General features: G+C 70.5%; 18 protein-coding genes. 17 read left to right on the forward strand and 1 reads right to left on the reverse strand.

All coding sequences use genetic code 11. From position 1 onward, the window contains the following. A complete protein-coding gene (prcA, locus tag ACZ45E_RS34645) occupies positions 1-765 on the forward strand; it encodes a proteasome subunit alpha (RefSeq protein WP_468228851.1) in 765 nt (254 codons plus the stop codon). A gap of 85 nt (positions 766-850) precedes the next feature. On the opposite strand, the gene ACZ45E_RS34650 is transcribed toward prcA, so the two are convergent. Further along, entirely contained in the window at positions 851-1,891 is a 1,041-nt protein-coding gene (locus ACZ45E_RS34650; RefSeq protein ID WP_468228854.1) for a LacI family DNA-binding transcriptional regulator, read from the reverse strand. A 122-nt stretch (positions 1,892-2,013) separates the two neighbouring features. Between ACZ45E_RS34650 and ACZ45E_RS34655 the strand changes: the two genes are divergently transcribed. The 16 genes from ACZ45E_RS34655 to ACZ45E_RS34730 all read left to right on the forward strand — a co-directional run bounded on the left by ACZ45E_RS34655 (position 2,014) and on the right by ACZ45E_RS34730 (position 17,786). Continuing rightward, a complete protein-coding gene (locus ACZ45E_RS34655) occupies positions 2,014-3,273 on the forward strand; it encodes an MFS transporter (protein WP_468228857.1) in 1,260 nt (419 codons plus the stop codon). A gap of 9 nt (positions 3,274-3,282) precedes the next feature. After that, positions 3,283-4,644, forward strand: a complete 1,362-nt coding sequence (gene pafA, locus ACZ45E_RS34660) for a Pup--protein ligase (RefSeq protein ID WP_468228860.1) — start codon at positions 3,283-3,285, stop codon at positions 4,642-4,644. Positions 4,645-4,790: 146 nt separating this feature from the next. Next, entirely contained in the window at positions 4,791-5,810 is a 1,020-nt protein-coding gene (locus ACZ45E_RS34665; protein WP_468228863.1) for an FKBP-type peptidyl-prolyl cis-trans isomerase, read from the forward strand. Between the two features lie 61 nt (positions 5,811-5,871). After that, positions 5,872-6,246 (forward strand): FKBP-type peptidyl-prolyl cis-trans isomerase, encoded by a 375-nt coding sequence (locus ACZ45E_RS34670; RefSeq protein ID WP_468228866.1) that lies wholly within the window; start codon positions 5,872-5,874, stop codon positions 6,244-6,246. Positions 6,247-6,375: 129 nt separating this feature from the next. Beyond that, on the forward strand, positions 6,376-7,329 hold the full coding sequence (locus ACZ45E_RS34675) for a helix-turn-helix transcriptional regulator (RefSeq protein WP_468228869.1): 954 nt from the start codon (positions 6,376-6,378) through the stop codon (positions 7,327-7,329). Positions 7,330-7,347: 18 nt separating this feature from the next. Next, a complete protein-coding gene (locus ACZ45E_RS34680; protein ID WP_468228872.1) occupies positions 7,348-8,304 on the forward strand; it encodes a helix-turn-helix transcriptional regulator in 957 nt (318 codons plus the stop codon). 65 nt (positions 8,305-8,369) lie between these two features. Then, positions 8,370-8,651, forward strand: a complete 282-nt coding sequence (locus ACZ45E_RS34685; RefSeq protein WP_468228875.1) for a hypothetical protein — start codon at positions 8,370-8,372, stop codon at positions 8,649-8,651. A 9-nt stretch (positions 8,652-8,660) separates the two neighbouring features. Beyond that, entirely contained in the window at positions 8,661-8,858 is a 198-nt protein-coding gene (locus ACZ45E_RS34690) for a hypothetical protein (protein ID WP_468228879.1), read from the forward strand. Between the two features lie 256 nt (positions 8,859-9,114). After that, complete coding sequence (gene tatA, locus ACZ45E_RS34695; protein ID WP_468228882.1) at positions 9,115-9,414, forward strand: Sec-independent protein translocase subunit TatA; 300 nt, start codon at positions 9,115-9,117, stop codon at positions 9,412-9,414. 63 nt (positions 9,415-9,477) lie between these two features. Continuing rightward, positions 9,478-10,446 (forward strand): twin-arginine translocase subunit TatC, encoded by a 969-nt coding sequence (gene tatC / locus ACZ45E_RS34700; RefSeq protein WP_468228885.1) that lies wholly within the window; start codon positions 9,478-9,480, stop codon positions 10,444-10,446. Positions 10,447-10,489: 43 nt separating this feature from the next. After that, entirely contained in the window at positions 10,490-11,392 is a 903-nt protein-coding gene (locus tag ACZ45E_RS34705) for a diacylglycerol kinase (protein WP_468228888.1), read from the forward strand. A 43-nt stretch (positions 11,393-11,435) separates the two neighbouring features. Further along, on the forward strand, positions 11,436-14,246 hold the full coding sequence (locus tag ACZ45E_RS34710; protein ID WP_468228891.1) for a DEAD/DEAH box helicase: 2,811 nt from the start codon (positions 11,436-11,438) through the stop codon (positions 14,244-14,246). Positions 14,247-14,625: 379 nt separating this feature from the next. After that, positions 14,626-16,266 (forward strand): ATP-binding protein, encoded by a 1,641-nt coding sequence (locus ACZ45E_RS34715; RefSeq protein ID WP_468228894.1) that lies wholly within the window; start codon positions 14,626-14,628, stop codon positions 16,264-16,266. Next, complete coding sequence (locus ACZ45E_RS34720) at positions 16,263-16,670, forward strand: roadblock/LC7 domain-containing protein (protein WP_468228897.1); 408 nt, start codon at positions 16,263-16,265, stop codon at positions 16,668-16,670. Before ACZ45E_RS34715 ends, ACZ45E_RS34720 begins: the two co-directional genes overlap by 4 nt. Next, positions 16,667-17,155, forward strand: coding sequence for a DUF742 domain-containing protein (locus ACZ45E_RS34725; RefSeq protein ID WP_468228900.1), 489 nt, complete (start codon positions 16,667-16,669; stop codon positions 17,153-17,155). The genes ACZ45E_RS34720 and ACZ45E_RS34725 overlap by 4 nt, the downstream gene beginning before the upstream one ends. Next, positions 17,136-17,786: a GTP-binding protein gene (locus ACZ45E_RS34730; protein ID WP_468228903.1), complete on the forward strand. Its 651-nt coding sequence runs from the start codon at positions 17,136-17,138 to the stop codon at positions 17,784-17,786. The genes ACZ45E_RS34725 and ACZ45E_RS34730 overlap by 20 nt, the downstream gene beginning before the upstream one ends. Positions 17,787-17,815: the final 29 nt, after the last annotated feature.

The following is a 17,815-nucleotide window of genomic DNA, read 5'->3' on the forward strand; positions in this document are numbered from 1 at the left end:
GTGTCGACGCCGTTCTATGTCTCACCCCAGCAGGCGATGGCCGATCGCGCGGAGTACGCGCGCAAGGGCATCGCCCGCGGTCGCAGCCTGGTCGTGCTGCAGTACGCCGACGGCATCGTGTTCGTCGGCGAGAACCCGTCCCGTGCCCTGCACAAGTTCAGCGAGATCTACGACCGGATCGGCTTCGCCGCCGCCGGCAAGTACAACGAGTACGAGAACCTGCGGATCGGGGGCGTTCGCTACGCGGACCTGCGTGGCTACACGTACGACCGTGCGGACGTGACCGCCCGCGGCCTGGCGAACGTCTACGCGCAGACGCTGGGCACCATCTTCTCCAGCGCGGCCGAGAAGCCGTACGAGGTGGAGCTGGTCGTCGCGGAGGTCGGCGAGACCAGCGACGGCGACCAGATCTATCGCCTGCCGCACGACGGTTCGATCGTGGACGAGCACGGCTCGGTCGCGGTCGGCGGCAACGCGGAGCAGATCAGCAGCTACCTGGACCAGCGTCACCAGGACGGCATGACGCTGTCCGAGGCGCTGAAGCTGGCCGTGCAGGCGCTGTCGCGCGACACGAACGGGAGCGAGCGGGAGATCCCCGGGGAGCGCCTCGAGGTGGCGGTCCTGGACCGTACGCGGCCGCAGCAGCGCAAGTTCAAGCGGATCACGGGGCGGCAGTTGTCGCGTCTGCTCACCGCCGAGGGTGCTGCCGAGACCTCGAAGGCCGCCTCCGACGCGGTCTCCGACGACGACTCCGCCGGAGAGTAGTCACAGCGCAGTTCGCGGTTGGTCGTGGGTGTGCCCCGGCCGGTTTCCGAACCGGCCGGGGCACACCTGTGTCAAAGACAGGCTCTCAGTTCTCGGTGCGCGGTGGTGGTGCCGTCGAGCCGCGCACGACCAACTCGACCGGCAGCGGGCCGGTCTCGGGGGTGCGGCCCTCCAGGACGGCGAGCAGCGCGGCCATGCCCCGCTCGCCGAACTCCTCCGCCGGCAGGCGCACGGTGGTGAGTTCCGGTTCGACGGCGGTGGCAAGGGAGAGGTCGTCGAAGCCGGTGACCGAGAAGTGCTCGGGGATGCGAAGCCCCATCCGCCGGGCGGCCTTGTAGGCGCCCGTGGCGAGCTTGTCGTCGTCGCAGACGATCGCGGTGGGCCGGACCAGGCCGCAGGTGTGCAGGGCCCGCTCCGTGGCCGCCACGGCGTCCTCGACGGTGAGGGCGGAGCGGACGGTACGGACCGTGGTGCCGGGCAACCGGGCGGCGGTGGCGGCGAGTTCGTGGGCGCGTACGTCGAAGGTCCAGGAGCGGACCGCCGAGGCGAGGTGGAGGAAGTGGCGGTGGCCGAGGGCCAGCAGGTGGTCGGTGATCTGCCGCATGCCGTCGGCGAGGTCCAGGTTGACGGTCGTGGCACCGAGGCTGCCGGCCGGATCGCTGTCCAGCATGACGAGGGGCAGGTCGTCGCCGCGCAGCGCCGTGACGGCGTCGGCGGCCATCGAGGAGGCCAGGATGCCGTCCAGGGCGGCGCGGGCGGAGGGGAACGGGTCCCGGGCCGGGCCGACGCCGTCGGGGGAGGGGTAGAGGACGACGCCGAAGTCGTGCTGGGCGGCGACGCGGGCGGCCCCGGTGTAGACGCCCGCGAAGAACTCGTTGGTGAGCGCGGGAACGACGAGCAGGGCGGTGCGGGTGCGTCCGAGGCGGAGGTTGCGGGCCGCGAGGTTGGGGCGGTACCCGAGTTCATGTGCGGCCGCGCGGACCCGCTCGGCGGTGGCCGCGGCGACCCGGCCCCGCCATTTGTCGCCCATGACGAGGGAGACGGCGGCCTGCGAGACGCCGGCGGCGCGGGCCACGTCCCGGCTGGTGGGGCGGGTGGTCGCCGCCCCTTCCGTTCCGCTGGTCACTGGTGCCTCCGTCTGCCTGGTCCCGGGACGGTCGACGTTATCGGGTGGCTCCCCGGACGAGGTACGTGGTACGTATAACCCCTCGACGTTATACGTAAAACTTCATGGGAGGAGGCGGGGCGATGGCCGCGGGATACGCGGAGATCCTCCGGGCCCCGCACGCGATGCGGCTGCTCACCGGCACGCTCGTGGGCAGGCTGCCGAACGCCACGGCGGCCATCGCCATCGTGCTGTTCGTCCGGGACGAGGGCGGCACGTACACCCTGGCGGGCGCGCTCGCCGCGGTGTACGGGGTGGCCAACGCGATCGGGCAGCCACTGCTCGGGCGCCTCGTCGACCTGCGCGGCCAGCCGAAGGTGCAGCTCCCGGCCGCCGTCCTGTCGGGGCTCGCGATGACCGTCTTCGCGTGCGCCGGCACCGGCGCACCGGTGTGGGCGTACGGCGCGGTGGCCGCGGCCGGGCTGTTCACGCCACCGCTGGAGGGCGGGCTGCGGGCGCTGTGGCCGAGCGTGCTGCCGCGCGAGGAGCAGGTGCACACCGCGTACGCGATGGACGCGATCGCGCAGGAAGTCATGTTCACCGTCGGCCCGTTGCTGGTGACCGTCTGCGTGTCCCTGTGGTCGGCGCAGGCCGCGCTGATCCTCCTGAACGTCGTCGGGATGCTCGGCGCCCTCTCCGTCGTGCTGTCGAGGCCGTCTCGGCAGTGGCGTTCGGCGCCGCGCGAGGCGCACTGGCTGGGCGCGCTCCGCTCGCCGGGGCTGCTCGTCCTGCTCGCCGCCTTCCTGTTCATCGGACTGGCGCTCGGCTCGATCACGGTGGCCGGGGTCTCGTACGCCGACGAGCACGGTGGTGACGCGATCTACGGCTGGATGATGGCGGCGCTCGGGCTCGGCGCCCTCGTGGGCGGCAGCGTGTACGGCGCGCGACAGTGGAGCGGCGCCCCCGAGGCGCGGCTTCGGTGGCTGGTGGGCCTTCTGGCCCTCTTCTACGTGCCGTTGACGCTCATGCCGGGACCGGTGGCGATGGTGGCGCTCACCGCGGTCGCCGGGGTCTTCCTCGCACCGTGCATCGCCTGCGCGTTCATCGTCGTCGACCGGCACGCCCCGCGGGGGACGGTGACGGAGGCGTTCTCCTGGCTCGTGACGACCTTCACGGTGGGGGCCAGCGTCGGCACGGCCGTCGCGGGACCGGTCGTCGAATGGGGCGGCACGCGCTGGGGGTTCACCGTCCCGGCGGCCACCGGGACGCTCGCGCTGCTCGTCCTGCTGGCCACGGGGCGGGTGCTGCGGGACCCTCGCACGTCCGGGCGGGGAGCGGTCGCTTCGGAAAATGATCCAAACCGTGCTGTCGAACCCCGTTTCAGCTCGGGGGATCGGGCGTAATGTTCAGTCATGGACCGCCGCATTTTCGGGCTGGAGAACGAGTACGGCGTCACATGCACGTTCAGGGGACAGCGACGCCTGTCTCCTGACGAGGTGGCGCGGTACCTCTTCCGCCGTGTCGTGTCATGGGGCCGCAGCAGCAATGTCTTTCTGCGGAACGGCGCCCGCCTCTATCTTGACGTGGGTTCGCATCCGGAATACGCAACACCGGAATGCGACAACGTGACCGAGTTGGTCACCCACGACAAAGCGGGCGAGCGCATTCTGGAAGGCCTGCTCGTCGACGCCGAACGACGCCTGCACGAGGAGGGGATCGCAGGCGACGTATACCTGTTCAAGAACAACACCGACTCGGCGGGAAACTCCTACGGCTGCCACGAGAATTACCTGGTGGCGCGGCACGGGGAGTTCTCGCGGCTCGCGGACATTCTCATTCCCTTCCTGGTCACGCGTCAGTTGCTGTGCGGCGCGGGCAAGGTGCTGCAGACTCCGCGCGGCGCCGTGTACTGCGTGAGCCAGCGCGCCGAGCACATCTGGGAGGGCGTCAGCTCCGCGACGACGCGCTCCCGGCCGATCATCAACACCCGGGACGAACCGCACGCGGACGCCGAGCGCTACCGGCGGCTGCACGTCATCGTCGGCGACTCGAACATGTCCGAGACGACCATGCTCCTCAAGGTCGGCGCCACCGACCTGGTGCTGCGCATGATCGAGGCGGGCACGGTGATGCGCGACCTGACCCTGGAGAACCCGATCCGGGCCATCCGCGAGGTCAGCCACGACATCACGGGCCGGCGCAAGGTGCGCCTGGCCAGCGGCCGCGAGGCCTCCGCCCTCGAGGTGCAGCGCGAGTACTACGAGAAGGCCGTCGACTTCGTGGAGCGCCGGGGCATCCGCACCGGCACCGTCGAACAGGTCCTCGAACTGTGGGGCCGCACGCTCGACGCGATCGAGGCGGAGGACCTCGACCGCATCGGCACCGAGATCGACTGGGTCATGAAGTACAAGCTCATCGAGCGCTACCGCGCCAAGCACAACATGACCATGTCGCACCCGCGGGTCGCGCAGATAGACCTCGCGTACCACGACATCCACCGCCGCCGCGGCCTCTACTACCTCCTGGAGAAGAAGGGTCAGGCCGCCCGGATCTGCAATGACATGAAGATCTTCGAGGGCAAGTCCGTGCCGCCGCAGACCACGCGCGCGCGGTTGCGCGGTGACTTCATCCGCCGGGCCCAGGAACAGCGCCGTGACTTCACGGTCGACTGGGTCCATCTGAAGCTGAACGACCAGGCGCAGCGCACCGTGTTGTGCAAGGACCCGTTCCGCAGTGTGGACGACCGGGTGGAGAAGCTGATCGCCGGGATGTAGGCGCCGTCCGGGAGTTCTTCCCGGCCCCGCCGATCCCGCGAAGGGCCTCGTACGAATCATTCGTACGAGGCCCTTCGGCCGTCCTTGGAAAATTGGTACGAGGGCCTAGAGTGGCCGAACCGTACTCGAGCGACTTGAGGATCATTGTGCGACGCCGACTTGCAGCTCTACTGATCGTGCCGGCACTGGCGCTGACCGCGACGGCCTGCGGCAGCGACGACGGCAAGAAGGACGCGGCGGACAAGGCGGACTCCTCCTCGTCCGCGTCGCCGAAGGCGGCCGAGGTACCCAAGGCCGTCGACACCGCGAACCCGATGCCGACGGTGAGCGGCGCTCTCGGCAAGCAGGCGAAGATCACGCTGCCCAAGGGCGACCCGAGCGGCAAGTTCGTCGTGCACACCCTCTCCGCGGGCAGCGGCGCGGAGGTGAAGAAGAACGACCTGGTGTCGATGGACTTCACCGGCAAGGTCTGGAAGGGCGGCAAGGACCTCGGCACCACGTACGGGAAGCAGGGCGGCGGCCCCCAGATGGTCACCGCGGGCGGCCAGGGGCAGCTCCCGGCGTTCGCGCAGGCCGTGGTCGGGCAGAAGGAGGGCAGCCGGGTCCTCGTCGTGGCGCCCCCGGCGGCGGGCTTCGGCAGCCAGGGCAACCCGCAGGTCGGCATCACCGCCACGGACACGCTCGTCTTCGCCGTCGACGTCGGCAAGGTGATCCCGAAGAAGGCCGAGGGCACGCAGGGCGCGATCCCCTCGAACCTGCCGCAGATCAAGGCGGACAAGGAGGAGCCGGCCACGATCTCCGTCCCGAAGAACGACCCGCCGAAGAAGCTCGTCGACCAGGTCCTCATCAGCGGCAAGGGCGCCGAGGTCAAGAGCGGCCAGACGGTGACGATGCAGTACAGCGGTGCCGCGTGGAAGCTGAACGAGGGCAAGAAGAAGGCCGAGCTGTTCGACTCGTCCTGGAAGACCGGCCGGCCGTTCTCCACCGCCATCGGCCAGGGTCAGGTCATCAAGGGCTGGGACACCGGGATCGTCGGCAAGCACGTCGGTGACCGGGTCCTCCTGGTGATCCCGGCCGACCAGGCGTACGGCAAGGAGGCCAAGGGCGCGACCCTGCCGGCCAACTCGACGCTGGTCTTCGTGGTCGACATCCTCGCCGCGCACTGACCGCCGGAGAAATGGCAGACTGTCCCGGTTGCCCAACCGCCAACAAGCAGGAGCACTACACGTGAGCATCGACAAGCCCGAGATCGACTTCCCCGACGGCCCGGCTCCGACGGATCTGGAGATCGTGGACCTCTGGGAGGGCGACGGCCCCGAGGCGAAGGCGGGCGACACCGTCTCCGTGCACTACGTGGGCGTGGCTTTCTCCACCGGCGAGGAGTTCGACGCCTCCTGGAACCGCGGCACCCCGCTGCAGTTCCAGCTCGGTGGCGGCCAGGTCATCCAGGGCTGGGACAAGGGCCTGCAGGGCATGAAGGTCGGCGGCCGTCGCCGGCTGACCATCCCCGCCCACCTCGCCTACGGCGACCGCGGCGCCGGCGGCGGCCTCATCGCCCCCGGCGAGACGCTGATCTTCGTCTGTGACCTGATCTCCGTCTGAGACAGTCGCACAACGACCGCAAGCGGTCATCCGAGGGCCCCTGCCTGCTGGCACGGGCCCTCGGCTTTTGTCGGCACACCCCCGAGCGGTACGGTCATCCGTCTGGAGCTACATGAGGAAAGGGCGTAGATGGCCATTGCCAAGGCCGAGCGGCTGATGAATCTGGCGCTGTGTCTGCTCGGGACGCGGCGGCCACTCAGCAAGCGCGAGCTGCGGGAGTCCATCGAGGCCTACCTGGAGGCGGGCAACGACGACTCCTTCAACCGCATGTTCGAGCGCGACAAGGACGACCTGCGCGAGCTCGGCCTGGTCATCGAGACCGTGGAGAACCTGGACGGCGAGGTCGGCTACCTCGCCCGCCGCGACAGCAACCGGCTGCCGCCCGTCACGTTCGACGGCGAGGAGGCCGCCGCGCTCGGTCTCGCCGCGAAGGTCTGGCAGCAGGCCCGGCTGGCCGGTGCCGCCAGCGGCGCCCTGCAGAAGCTGCGCGCCGCGGGGATGCCCGAGGACGTGGACCCGTACGAGAACCACGGCGCGCTCGAACCCCGCATCCCGGTGCACGAGGCGTCCTTCGAGCCGCTGATGCTGGCCTGCCGCGACCGCCGCCCCGTCGTCTTCGACTACCGCAAGGCGACCGCCGCGCGCCCCGCGGCCCGGCACGTCGAGCCGTGGGCCCTGGAGTGCTGGCGCGGCCACTGGTACCTGGCGGGCTGGGACCGCGACCGGCAGGCCGAGCGGGTCTTCCGGCTCTCCCGGATCACCGGCAAGGTCCGCTCCCGTGCCGGCCGGTTCGAGGCGCCGGTGCCGGACGTGGTGACCGTACGGGAGACCGTGGCGAGCTGGGCGGGGGAGAGCGCCACCCGCTCGGCGCGCATCAGGCTGCGCACGGGCGCGGGTTACCCGCTGCGCGCCAAGGCCGCCTCGCTGCGGGAACTGGGCGACGGCTGGGACGAGTTGGAGATCCCGTACGGGCACGGGCTCGACGCCTGGCTCGTGGAGTTCGGCCCCGACGTGGTGGTCCTGGAACCCGCCGAGCTGCGGGCCGACGTCGTGGACCGGCTGCGCGCCGTGGCCAAGGGCTGAGGGGGAGAACGAAAAGGTATGGCTTCCAATGCCATCGACCAGACCCGGCGGATGCTGTCCCTGGTGACCTATCTGCGCGAGCGCCCCGGCGCGCGCGTGGAGGACGTCGCCCGGGCCTTCGGCATCACCGAGGACGAGCTCATCTCCGACCTGGACGTACTGCCGCTGTGCGGGACGAGCTTCCGCGGCGGCGACCTGCTCGACATCGACACCGACGGCGACCGCATCTGGTGGCACAACCCGGACGATGTCGCCGAACCGCTGCGGATCGCCGCCGACGAGGCGACCGCGCTGCTGGTGGCCGCGCGGGCGGTGGCCACGCTGCCGGGGCTGCGCGAGAGCGACCGCCTCGCGCTGCTGCGCGCGACCGCGAAGCTGGAGACGGCGGCCGGTGAGGTGGCGAGCGCGAGTGCGCGCCTGAACGTCACGTTCGAGTCCGAGGGCGGCGTCTTCGCGGACGTCGACCGCGCGATCTCCGAGCGGCGCCGGCTGTGGATCCGCTACTACTCGCCCGCGCGCGACGAGGTGACCGAGCGGGAGATCGACCCGATCCGGCTGGTCAGCGTCGGCCACACCTATGTGGAGGCGTGGTGCCGCAGGTCCGAGGCGCGGCGCACGTTCCGGCTCGACCGGGTCGCCGAGATCCGGGTCCTGGACGAGGCCGCCGCCCCGCCCCAGGTCGAACTGCGTGACCTCTCCGAGGGGCTCGTGCAGCCGGCGGCCGAGGACCCCGAGGTCGTCGTCGAGGTCGGGCCCGGCGGGCGCTGGGTCGCCGAGTACTACCCGCACGACAGCGCCGAGGAGCTGGCGGACGGCGGGCTGCGGATCACCCTGCGCACGCCCGACCCCTCCTCGCTGCGCCGGCTCGCGCTGCGGCTCGGCGGGGACGGGCACATCGTGGCGCCCGCCGAGCTCGCCGTGAGCGCGCGGGACGCGGCGCGCGAGGCGCTGGCGGCGTACGACGGGGCCGCGTGAGGGAGTTGGGTCCGCACATAGCGGGCGTAAGGCGCATAACGGATGAAAGGTGCAAGGTGGACAGAATGACAGGTGTGTCCGGTTTCACTGATATCGCCGCGATGTCCGCCCGGGTCGACGCCCCGGCGCCCGTCGTCTTCAAGGCCGCCTGCCCGGAGTGCCGCGCCCGCTTCGAACTGGCCGCGGCCGCGATCCGGTTGGCGATCGGGGCCAGCCGGCGCACCACCTTCTACTCCTTCACCTGCCCCGAGTGCGACGTGGCCGTGCGCAAGCCCGCGGGCGAGCGCATCGTCGAACTCCTCACCGGTGGCGGGGTGCGCACGCTCCGCCTCCATCAGACCGTCTAGGCTCGGCGCATGTTCTGGGCGATGCTGGCCGTGGCCATGGGGTTCGTGGGACTTGCCGTGCTGGCCGTCCTCGCGATCAAGGTGTTCGTCGAGGCCCAGCGCCTCGCGAGCCAAGTCGCCGCCACCACACAGCAGATCAACCGCGCGGCCGAGGAGCTGGAGCGCGCCGCGGTGAGCGTGGCGAAGGCCGGCGGCGACGCCGTCTGACCGCTCCGATGGGGGCCGTGCGGCATGGAAAGCGCTTTACCGCCGCGGCCTGTCCGATCCGCAGGTCGGGCGGGTACGCTCCCTTGGGCGGCCTGGTAGTGAGGCGTGGGCCGCAACTGGGAGTACGCACAGGGATTGCCCCGTGTTCACCCCCACGGGATACGATCGCTGCCAGCACGGTGATCGGACAACAGTCCGAAGTCCGATCGGTACCGGCAGTCCCGCCCCTGCCGCCTCAGTGAGAAGGTAAACGCATATGTTCGGTGGAAAGATCGGCGCCCCCGAGTTGATCATCCTGCTCGTGGTCATCCTCCTCCTGTTCGGCGCGAAGAAGCTCCCGGACATGGCGCGCTCGCTCGGCAAGTCGGCCCGCATCCTCAAGAGCGAGGCCAAGGCCATGAAGAGTGAGGGTGGCAACAAGGAGGCCGCTCCCGCGGACCCGCCGAAGACGGACGACCAGCAGCCTCCGGCGCCGCGCACCATCCAGGCCGCCCCCGGTGACGTGAGCAGCTCGCGCCCCGTGTCCGAGCCGACCAACCAGACGACGAAGAGCTGATCAAGAGCTGATCGAAGGCCGCCCCCTGTGACGGCGGCCTGTCGCACGAGATGAGGACGTGGGTTGCTCAAGTCTGCCCGCAAGCTGGAGAAGGACCCCGAGGGGCGGATGCCGCTCGCGGAGCACCTGCGTGAGCTTCGCAACCGACTCGGGAAGGCCGTCCTGGCCATCCTCGTCGTCACGATCGTCGCCGCTTTCTACTACAAGGACATCATCGAGTTCTTCACGAACCCGGTCCTTGACTCCGTGGGCTGCGACAAGACCTTCTCGGAACTGACGGCCAAGGCCGCCGAGAACAAGGACGCCAACGAGCAGTGCGCCCGCATCGTGCTCAACGGCCTGATCACGCCCTTCACGCTCGCCCTGAAGGTGTCGCTCATGGCCGGTGTCATCGGGGCGTCCCCGATCTGGCTCTACCAGCTGTGGGGCTTCGTCGCCCCGGGCCTGCACCGGCACGAGAAGAAGTACGCCACCGGCTTCGTGGCGACCGGCGTCCCGCTCTTCCTCGGCGGCGCCTTCTTCGCGTACAAGACGCTGCCGACCATGGCGCGCGTCCTGCTCGAGTTCTCACCCCAGAACATCGACAACCAGCTGCCGCTCGACGACCTCCTCGACCTGATCACCCGCATGGTGATCGTCTTCGGCCTCTCCTTCGAACTGCCGCTGCTCCTGGTCATGCTCAACCTCACGGGCGTGATCACCGGCAAGCGGATGCTCGGCTGGTGGCGCGGGATGATCATGGGCATCACGGTCTTCGCCGCCGTGGCCACGCCCAGCACGGACCCGCTCACCATGATCGCCCTGGCCGGGCCGATCTGGGTCCTGTACTTCGCGGCGACCGCCTTCTCCCTGCTGAACGACCGCCGCAGGCGCCGCATCGAGGAAGCCGGCCCCGACGACGACGAGGCCTCCGAGCTCGACCTCACGCCCGAGGACATCGAAGAGGTGGAGCCGGTCTCCGCCGCCCGTTCACTGCCCGGGCAGTCCACGGGGGAGAAGGACCGGATCAACGGTTACGACGATGTGACCTGAGGTAACCCCCGCTCGTGGCCGGACAGTTGTTAGGGTCCGGCCCGTGACCAGCGAGATCACCCTCTTCGTCAATCCCACCGCGGGACGCGGCCGGGGCGCGGGCGCCGCGCAGCCGGCCGCTTCCGCGTTGCGGGCGGCCGGCTTCTCCGTGCGTACCGTCATCGGGGAGGACGCGGCCGACGCGCTGGTACGCGCGCGTGCCGCGGTCCGCGAGGGGACCGGCGCCCTCGTGGCCGTCGGCGGGGACGGCCTCGTCAACCTCGCCCTCCAGGCCGTCGCCGGCACCCGCACCCCGCTCGGCGTGGTCGCGGTGGGCACGGGCAACGACTTCGCCCGCTCCCTGGGGCTGCCAGTGCGCCGGCCGGCCGCGGCGGGCGCGCTCGTCGCCGAGTCCCTCAAGGGCGACCTGATCCGCGACATCGACCTGGGACGGATCGGCGGCCACTGGTTCGCCACCGTGCTCGCCGCCGGCTTCGACTCCCGGGTCAACGACCGCGGCAACCGGATGCGGCTGCCGCTCGGCCGGTTCAAGTACGACCTGGCGATCGTGGCGGAGCTCGCCGCGTTCGAACCCGTGCCCTTCCGCCTGGCGCTCGACGACGGCTCCGTGCGCGAGATCGCCGCGACCCTCGTCGCCGTCGGCAACGGCACGTCGTACGGGGGCGGCATGCGGATCTGCGCCGGCGCCGACCTGAGCGACGGCCTCTTCGACGTCACCGTCGTCGGTGAGTGCTCCCGTACGACGCTGCTGCGGGTGTTCCCGCGCGTCTACAAGGGCACGCATCTCACCCACCCCGCGGTCAGCGTCTACCGGGCGGCGCGCGTCGAGCTGGCCGCGCCCGGCACCACCGGCTACGCGGACGGGGAGCCCGTCGGGCCGCTCCCGCTGGTGGCCGAGTGCGTGCCGGGGGCGGTGCGGGTCCTCACCGGGGGGCTTACCGGATAATGATCGTCCGTTGTCAGTGGCGGCCGGTAGGCTCGAAAGCACGATGACAGAGGACCTCTCCCCGGCCGAGCGGTATGCGGCAGCCCGTCAGCGGGCCGCAGAGCAGGCCACCGCACTCGCTGACTTCCGCGAGATGTACGAATTCGGTCTCGACCCCTTCCAGATCGAGGCGTGCCAGGCGCTCGAGGCGGGCAAGGGCGTCCTGGTGGCCGCACCCACCGGCTCGGGCAAGACGATCGTCGGCGAGTTCGCCGTGCACCTCGCCCTCCAGCAGGGCAAGAAGTGTTTCTACACGACGCCGATCAAGGCGCTGTCCAACCAGAAGTACCAGGATCTCGCCAAGCGCTACGGCGCCGACAAGGTCGGCCTGCTGACCGGCGACAACAGCGTGAACAGTGACGCGCCCGTGGTCGTGATGACCACCGAGGTGCTGCGCAACATGCTGTACGCGGGCTCGCAGTCGCTGATCAATCTCGGTTACGTGGTGATGGACGAGGTGCACTACCTCTCCGACCGCTTCCGGGGCGCGGTGTGGGAAGAGGTGATCATCCACCTCCAGGAGTCCGTGACGCTGGTCTCGCTGTCGGCCACGGTGTCGAACGCGGAGGAGTTCGGCGACTGGCTCGACACGGTGCGTGGCGACACCGAGGTGATCGTCTCCGAGCACCGGCCCGTGCCGCTGTTCCAGCACGTGCTCGCCGGGCGCCGGATGTACGACCTCTTCGAGGAGGGCGAGGGCAGCAAGAAGGCGGTCAACCCGGACCTGACGCGGATGGCGCGGATGGAGGCGAGCCGCCCCTCGTACCAGGACCGCAGGCGCGGGCGCGCCATGCGCGAGGCGGACCGGGAGCGCGAGCGGCGCCAGCGCTCGCGGATCTGGACGCCGGGCCGCCCCGAGGTCATCGAGCGGCTCGACGCCGCCGGGCTGCTGCCCGCCATCACCTTCATCTTCAGCCGCGCCGCGTGCGAGGCGGCGGTGCAGCAGTGCCTCTTCGCGGGGCTGCGGCTCAACGACGAGGACGCGCGGGCCGAGGTCCGCCGGATCGTCGAGGCGCGCGCGGCCTCCATCCCCGACGAGGACCTGCACGTCCTCGGGTACTACGAGTTCCTCGAAGGGCTGGAGCGCGGGATCGCCGCCCACCACGCGGGCATGCTGCCGACCTTCAAGGAGGTCGTGGAGGAGCTGTTCGTCCGCGGCCTGGTGAAGGCCGTCTTCGCCACCGAGACGCTGGCGCTCGGGATCAACATGCCCGCGAGATCGGTGGTGCTGGAGAAGCTCGTCAAGTGGAACGGGGAGCAGCACGCCGACATCACCCCGGGCGAGTACACGCAGCTGACGGGGCGTGCGGGCCGGCGCGGCATCGACGTCGAGGGCCACGCCGTCGTGCTGTGGCAGCGCGGCTTCAGCCCGGAGCACCTCGCGGGGCTCGCGGGGACGCGCACGTACCCGCTCAGGTCGAGCTTCCGGCCCTCGTACAACATGGCGGTGAACCTGGTCGAGCAGTTCGGGCGGCACCGTTCGCGTGAGCTCCTGGAGACCTCGTTCGCCCAGTTCCAGGCCGACAAGTCGGTGGTCGGGATCTCGCGGCAGGTGCAGAAGAACGAGGAGGGGCTCGAAGGCTACAAGGAGTCCATGACCTGCCATCTCGGGGACTTCGACGAGTACGCGCTGCTGCGGCGTGAGCTCAAGGACCGCGAGACGGAGCTGGCCAAGCAGGGCGCGACGCAGCGGCGGGTGCAGGCCGCCGCGGCGCTGGAGAAGCTCAAGCCCGGTGACGTCATCCACGTACCGACGGGCAAGTTCGCGGGCCTCGCGCTCGTCCTCGACCCCGGGCTGCCCGCCGGGCGGACCAACGGGCACCGCGGGTTCGAGCACCACGACGGGCCGCGGCCGCTGGTGCTGACCGCGGAGCGGCAGGTCAAGCGGCTCGCCTCGATCGACTTCCCGGTGCCCGTCGAGGTGCTGGAGCGGATGCGGATCCCGAAGTCGTTCAACCCGCGCTCCCCGCAGTCCCGCCGCGATCTGGCGTCGGCGCTGCGCACCAAGGCCGGGCACATCGTGCCCGACCGGCACCGCAAGGGGCGGGCGCCGGCCGCCGACGACCGGGAGATCTCGCGGCTGCGCGCCGAGCTGCGGGCCCACCCCTGCCACGGCTGCTCCGAGCGGGAGGACCATGCCCGCTGGGCCGAGCGCTACCACCGGCTGCGCCGGGACACCGGGCAGCTGGAGCGCCGCATCGAGGGCCGGACGAACACGATCGCGCGCACCTTCGACCGCATCGTGAAGCTGCTGACCGAGATGGACTACCTGCGCGGCGACGAGGTCACCGAGCACGGGAAGCGGCTCGCGCGGCTCTACGGCGAGCTGGACCTGCTGGCGAGCGAGTGCCTGCGCGACGGGGTCTGGGAGGATCTGGACCCGGCCGAACTGGCCGCGTGCGTCTCGGCGTTGGTCTTCGAGGCGCGCGCCTCCGACGACGCGCTCGCGCCCAAGGTGCCGTCGGGGAAGGCGAAGGCCGCGCTGGGTGAGATGGTGCGGATCTGGGGCCGGCTCGACGCCCTGGAGGAGGAGTTCCGGATCAACCAGGCGGAGGGGGTCGGCCAGCGCGAGCCCGATCTCGGGTTCGCCTGGGCCGCGTACCAGTGGGCGTCCGGCAAGGGGCTCGACGAGGTGCTGCGCGAGGCGGAGATGCCGGCCGGTGACTTCGTCCGCTGGTGCAAGCAGGTCATCGACGTACTGGGGCAGATCGCGGCGGCGGCTCCCCGGGACGCGTCGTCGACGGTGGCCCGCAATGCGCGAAAGGCCGTGGACGGACTGTTGCGTGGGGTTGTGGCCTACTCCTCGGTGGGCTAGGCACAGCCTCCGGGAACAGCGGAGCAGTACGGACAGTGGGGCCCGGGACCGGGGATGGTCCCGGGCCCCTTCCCGTGGTGCCGTCGCGCGGAGATTCGGGCGGGCGAATTCGGGCGGGCGGATGCTCTCACTCCATGTGTTCGAATCGGAGCTGAGCGTGTAAATGGGAGCGAGTGTATGCCTCTTGGGAGGTGATTTCAGGGGGTTGCCGAATATGACTCGGCGATGATCCGGTCGGACTAAGCTCGCCCGCAGCGCACCGAGTTGAGATGGATTCGGGCGCTTGTTCCCCCATGTGCAGATGATTCGCATTGCTCCCCGGAACCAAGCGCTGCGAACCGTCGCAAACTTCCCCGACCCGACCGTTCAGAGGGCATACATGGTGAGTGTTCAATCGCCTCCCGGTGGCCAAGACGTCCCCTACACACGCGTGCTGTTGCTGCCCGCCATGGTCATGGCCGCCGCCACCGGAGCGGCCGTCGCCCTGGTCACGCAGCCGGCCCGGGTCTCCGTCGCCCTGTGCGGCGCGCTCGGCACCCTCCTGGTGGTCGCCGTCGCGGCCGAGGCCGTCCGGCGCGGTCGCCTCGTCAAAGGGCTGCGCGCCCAGTACGCGCGACACGTCGCCGACTTGGAAGCCCGCATCGCGGCCCAGGAACAGCGGACGATGCGCGTCGCCAAGGAAGTCCTGCCGCACGCCCTGTACCGGATGCGTACCGGCGACAGCCCCAAGGACGCCGTCCGCAACACCTGCGACTCCGACCCCGCCTTCCGCGACACCACGCAGGGCGAACGCGAACTCGTGCGCCTGGCCCTCAAGGAGATCGACCGCGAGGAGTCCATGCGCGACGCCGCGCAGCGCGCCTTCGTCTCCATCGCCCGCCGCGTCCAGGCCATCGTGCACAAACAGGCCCAGGAACTCCGGGAGATGGAGGAGGACCACGGCCGCAACCCCGAGGTCTTCGACGACCTCCTGCGCATCGACCACGGCACCGCCCTGATCGGCCGGCTCGCCGACTCCGTCACCGTCCTCGGCAACGCCCGCCCCGGCCGCCAGTGGCCCCAGCCCGTCCGGCTCTACAGCGTGCTGCGCGGCGCCATGTCACGCATCCTGGAGTACCCGCGCATCGATCTGCACACGATCTGCGACGTGGCCATCAGGGGCGTCTCCGTCGAGCCCCTCATCCACGCCTGCGCCGAACTCCTCGACAACGCCACCCGCTACTCGCCGCCGCAGACCCGCGTCCATGTCACCGCCGTCGAGGTGCAGACCGGCATCGCCATCGAGATCGAGGACGGCGGCGTCAGCCTGAGCGAGGAGCAGCGGGCCAGGGCCGAGCGGATGCTCGACAAGGCCAAGTCCGGCATCGACCTCAACGACCTGGGGGAGAACCCGCGCCTTGGCCTCGCGATCGTCGGCCGGCTCTGCTCGATGTACGACATGCAGATCTCCCTGCGCCAGTCCGCGTACGGAGGTGTGCGCGCCGTCCTCGTCGTGCCGCGCGACATGATGAGCACCGGGCCCGCGCCCGGCCTCGCCCACGGCATCGGCGCCACCGCCGTGCCGCGCGTCGACCACAACGGCGTACCGATCAAGGAAGAGCCGCGGCTGAAGAAGACGCGCCGTCCCACCACGGGACCGCGCCCCTCCGCCCCGCTCGTCGCCGCGATGGAGGACGACGTACCCGTGGTCACGGAGTGGCGGGCCAACGGGCTGCCCCAGCGCCGCAGGAAGGTCGACACGAAGGTCATCGAGAACCAGATCATCGTCACTCCGCGCGATCCGGATCTGACGATGCCGCCCCCCGGCTCCGGTTCCCGGCACGCCGCCCCACCGCCGGCCGCCCCGGCGCCGTCCGTGGAGCCGGAGCACGAGCGGCCGGCCCAGCCCGAACCCGGCCTGTGGGTCGAGGCGTTCATGAACGGCCTCAAGCCCGGCGAGGACGGCGGCGCGGCAGCGGACGCGGACAAGCCGCACGAGGACGCGTACAACCAGCAGGTCGACGAGGGAGACCACCAGTGATCCAGCAACGCGCCAACTTCGACTGGATGCTCAAGGAGCTCGCCGACGGCGTGCCCAATGTGCGTCAAGTGGTGGTGCTCTCCGCGGACGGTCTGCGCATCGCCCGGTTCGGCGGCGACCCCGACGGTGCCGACCGGATCGCCGCGGCCTGCGCGGGACTTCAGTCCCTCGCCTCCGCCGTCGCCTCCGAGATCCCGGAGAGCAACGGCAGGATGAACATGGTCATCATCGAGGTCGACGGCGGCTTCTTCTATCTGATGGCGGCGGGCAAGGGCGCGTACCTCGCCGTCCTCGCCGATCCGTACGTCGACGCGGGCCTCATCAGCCACCAGATGCGCGACCTCGTCATCCGTATCGGCGCCCACCTGACCAGTCCGCCCCGACGCAACGGCCAGACCGTATGACTCCTCGCTCCCTCGAACCCCCGTTCCGAGAAGAAGAACCGCCTCCCCGGCGCGAGCGCCGTTCCGCCAAGGTCCCCAGAGATCCGGGCAACACCAAGGAGCTCCATGAGTCCAAGGACGCCAAGGATCCCAAGGGCGCCAATGGCACCAAGGACCCCAGAGACCCCGAGCGGCTCTACGTCATCACCGGCGGTACCGACGGCGCCGAGCGCGCGACGCTCGACCTGGTCACCCTGATCGTGGCGCGCGCCGACCCCCCGGTCTCGGCGCCGCCCGAGCAGTCCGCCGTCCTGCGCATGTGCCGGACGCCGCTCTCCACGGCCGAGATCTCGGCCTACCTCAATCTGCCGTTCAGCGTGGTCACCGTGTTGCTCGGCGAGCTCCTCGCGGCCGAACTCGTCCAGTCGCGCGCGCCGGTGATCAGGGGCGCCGTCGCGGACCGTTCCCTCCTCGAAGCGGTGATGCATGGACTACAGAAGCTCTGACGCCACCGGCGCCACGGACACGACGGTCGGCAGCGCGCACCTCCCCGGCCCGCGGGCCGAGGACCGGATGCCCGAGACGGTCACCTCCGCGGTGAAGATCGTCATCGTCGGCGGGTTCGGCGTCGGCAAGACCACGATGGTGGGCTCCGTCAGCGAGATCCGCCCGCTCACCACCGAAGAGACCATGACGCAGGCGGGCATCGGCGTCGACGACAACTACGGCTCCGAGACCAAGACCGCCACCACGGTCGCCATGGACTTCGGGCGTATCAGCATCACCGACGAGCTCGTCCTCTACCTCTTCGGAACGCCCGGCCAGGAGCGGTTCTGGTTCCTGTGGAACGGCCTGTTCGAAGGCGCGCTCGGCGCCGTCGTGCTCATCGACTCCCGCCGCCTCGAAGTGAGCTTCGACGTGATCGGGCGCCTGGAGGAGCGCGGCGTCCCCTTCGTCATCGCCAACAACGCCTTCCCGGACGGCCCGAGCTACCCCACGGAAGAACTGCGCAAGGCGCTCGACCTCGATCCGTACGTCCCGATCATCGAGTGCGACGCGCGCCGCAGGGCCTCCAGCCGCGACGTCCTGATGACCCTCATGCGCTACCTGCACGAGATGGCCCTCCAGCGCGCCTGAGTCCCTCTCGACCAGCTCACCAGTTGACC

The sequence above is a fragment of the Streptomyces sp. NPDC030991 genome (genome assembly GCF_055571235.1).

Excerpts from the sequence above, each read along its gene's own strand:
- ACZ45E_RS34655 (WP_468228857.1), top strand. The coding sequence starts at position 2,014 with ATGGCCGCGGGATACGCGGAGATCCTCCGGGCCCCGCACGCGATGCGG.
- pafA (WP_468228860.1), top strand. The coding sequence starts at position 3,283 with ATGGACCGCCGCATTTTCGGGCTGGAGAACGAGTACGGCGTCACATGC.
- ACZ45E_RS34675 (WP_468228869.1), top strand. The coding sequence starts at position 6,376 with ATGGCCATTGCCAAGGCCGAGCGGCTGATGAATCTGGCGCTGTGTCTG.
- ACZ45E_RS34680 (WP_468228872.1), top strand. The coding sequence starts at position 7,348 with ATGGCTTCCAATGCCATCGACCAGACCCGGCGGATGCTGTCCCTGGTG.
- ACZ45E_RS34685 (WP_468228875.1), top strand. The coding sequence starts at position 8,370 with ATGACAGGTGTGTCCGGTTTCACTGATATCGCCGCGATGTCCGCCCGG.
- ACZ45E_RS34690 (WP_468228879.1), top strand. The coding sequence starts at position 8,661 with ATGTTCTGGGCGATGCTGGCCGTGGCCATGGGGTTCGTGGGACTTGCC.
- tatA (WP_468228882.1), top strand. The coding sequence starts at position 9,115 with ATGTTCGGTGGAAAGATCGGCGCCCCCGAGTTGATCATCCTGCTCGTG.
- ACZ45E_RS34710 (WP_468228891.1), top strand. The coding sequence starts at position 11,436 with ATGACAGAGGACCTCTCCCCGGCCGAGCGGTATGCGGCAGCCCGTCAG.
- ACZ45E_RS34715 (WP_468228894.1), top strand. The coding sequence starts at position 14,626 with ATGGTGAGTGTTCAATCGCCTCCCGGTGGCCAAGACGTCCCCTACACA.
- ACZ45E_RS34725 (WP_468228900.1), top strand. The coding sequence starts at position 16,667 with ATGACTCCTCGCTCCCTCGAACCCCCGTTCCGAGAAGAAGAACCGCCT.
- ACZ45E_RS34730 (WP_468228903.1), top strand. The coding sequence starts at position 17,136 with ATGGACTACAGAAGCTCTGACGCCACCGGCGCCACGGACACGACGGTC.